This is a genomic window from Phenylobacterium sp. (assembly GCF_037138395.1).
Taxonomy (GTDB): Bacteria; Pseudomonadota; Alphaproteobacteria; order Caulobacterales; family Caulobacteraceae; genus Phenylobacterium.
In genome coordinates, this window is record NZ_JBAXIM010000245.1 from 1 (window position 1) to 2,215 (window position 2,215).

Consider the following 2,215-nt stretch of genomic DNA (forward strand, 5'->3'; position numbering starts at 1 on the left):
GCTCGACGCCGCATGCGCCTGCACGGCGAGGAGGGAGACCCCTGCCATGGCTGCCAGGGCGATGGAGCTGCTGCGCTTCGAAATCTTGCGAGACATGACGGCTTCCTCGGGTCGGAATGACACGGATGAACAGTCTGCCTATGACCCTTCGGGAGTTAATAGAAGTTAACGAGACTAAGTAAAAACCGTATTAACCATACAAATCCGCGACGTCATTTCGGGAATGGGGTGGGGGAAACAGACTATCCGGTTAACGAAAGCTAAATAACATTCATTAACTCCAAGTTCTAAAATGAAACACGCTAAATAAACCGACGCTATGATCGTCGTGAAGGGTGTGGATGAACTGAATATAGAAACAGAAATTCGCGGGAAATTAAAAATAGCGAATGCTTTCTATATCGAATAAGTCCGACGACTTCAGCGCATTCTCAGGCGAAATTCAGATCAATCACCAGGGGCGTGTGATCTGAGGGCTTTTCCCAGCCCCGGGGCGAACGATCTATCCTGCAGGCAACGAGCCGGTCCGCCGCCTGGGGCGAGAGGAGGGCGTGGTCGATGCGGATCCCATTGTTCTTCGGCCAGGCGCCGGCCTGGTAGTCCCAGAAGGTATAGCCGCCAGGACCGTCCCCCACCTCTGCCCAGGCGTCCGTGAGTCCGCTCCACAGGAGGGACCGCAAGGCTTCCCGGCTTTCGGGCTGGAAGAGGGCGTCATCGCTCCAGTCCCCCGGATTGGCGGCGTCCAGGGGGCCCGGAATGACGTTGTAGTCGCCCATCAGGGCGAGGGGCTCCTCGTGCAGGAGTAGACTGGCAGCATGGCGGTGCAGGCGCGCCATCCAGGCCAGCTTGTAGGGGAACTTCTCCGAGGCGACCGGATTGCCGTTGGGCAGGTAGATCGAGGCCACGCGGACCGGCTGCGGGCCCGAGACCACTGCCTCGATATAGCGAGCCTGGTCGTCGGACGGGTCGCCGGGAAGGCCCCGGGTCACATCCTCCAGCGGGGTCCGGCTGAGGAGGGCGACCCCGTTGTAGGTCTTCTGCCCGTGGACGGCGCAGGTGTATCCCAGGCGCTCGAAGGCCTCTGCCGGGAACTTCTCGTCAACGCACTTGATTTCCTGCAGGCAGGCGACGTCGGGCCGCTCGGCCTCGAACCATCGCAGGACTGTCTCCAGTCGGGCGTTGACCGAATTGACGTTCCAGGTGGCGATGCGCACGGAGTCAGATCGAGAAGCTGACGCCACAGCCGCAACTGGACCGGGCGTTCGGGTTCCGGATCCGGAACTCGGCGCCGGACAGTTCGTCCACGAAGTCGATCTCGGAGCCCTTGAGGAGGACCAGGCTGATCTCGTCCACCAGGGCAGCGGCGCCGTCGCGCTCGATCCTCCGGTCATCCGGGTCGGCGACCTCCACCAGGTCGAACTGGTACTGGAAGCCGGAACATCCTCCGGCATCGACCCCGATCCGAAGCATGAGGGGCCGGCCTTCGAGGGAGGACAGGTCGGCGATCCGCTGCGCGGCGGCGGCGGTCAGGGACAGGTCCGGGGCGTTGAGGACTGCATCTGTAGACATGATGCTCTATATGAGCCTGGTTGCGCCGCCTTGGAAGGGGCAGCCGTCATGGAGCCATCCGAAGCATGAATGTCGTCCGTGCCCCCTTCGCGCAAAGCGTCGCCGCCTCCCGCGGGCGCCGCCATGCGGAGCCGGAGAGCCGCACCCGGACTCCCTTCGCCCGCGACCGGGACCGGATTATCCACACCTCGGCCTTCAGGCGGCTGAAGGAGAAGACCCAGGTCTTCGTCGCCCATGAGGGCGATCACTACCGCACCCGCCTGACCCACTCCCTCGAGGTGGCCCAGATCGCCAGATCCCTCGCCACGGCCCTGGGCCTGGAGGCGGACCTCGCCGAGACCATCGCCCTGGCGCATGACCTGGGACATCCGCCGTTCGGACATGCGGGCGAGGACGAGCTGGACAGCGCCATGCAGCCCTATGGGGGGTTCGACCATAACGTCCAGACCTTCCGGGTGGTGACTGAACTCGAGCGCCGCTATCCGCTCTGGATCGGGTTGAACCTCACCTGGGAGACCCTGGAGGGCGTCATCAAACATAATGGCCCGGTCACCTCCCGGCTTGGAAGGCCCTCCTGGAGCGCCGTGGCGGCATTCGACAAGGACTACAGCCTCGAACTGGGGGGTTGGGCCTCGGCCGAGGCCCA

Annotated in this window: 3 protein-coding genes; 1 reads left to right on the top strand and 2 read right to left on the bottom strand. The window is 63.3% G+C overall.

Annotated features, from left to right (window positions below; all coding sequences use genetic code 11):
- Positions 1 to 431 precede the first annotated feature (431 nt).
- Positions 432 to 1,214 (bottom strand): exodeoxyribonuclease III, encoded by a 783-nt coding sequence (gene xth, locus WCJ52_RS12825; protein ID WP_336903693.1) that lies wholly within the window; start codon positions 1,212 to 1,214, stop codon positions 432 to 434.
- A gap of 4 nt (positions 1,215 to 1,218) precedes the next feature.
- Positions 1,219 to 1,569, bottom strand: a complete 351-nt coding sequence (locus WCJ52_RS12830; RefSeq protein WP_336903694.1) for an iron-sulfur cluster assembly accessory protein — start codon at positions 1,567 to 1,569, stop codon at positions 1,219 to 1,221.
- A 65-nt stretch (positions 1,570 to 1,634) separates the two neighbouring features.
- On the opposite strand from WCJ52_RS12830, the gene dgt reads away from it, so the two are divergent.
- The coding region (gene dgt, locus WCJ52_RS12835; RefSeq protein WP_336903695.1) for a dGTP triphosphohydrolase at positions 1,635 to 2,215 on the top strand (581 nt) is incomplete at its 3' end.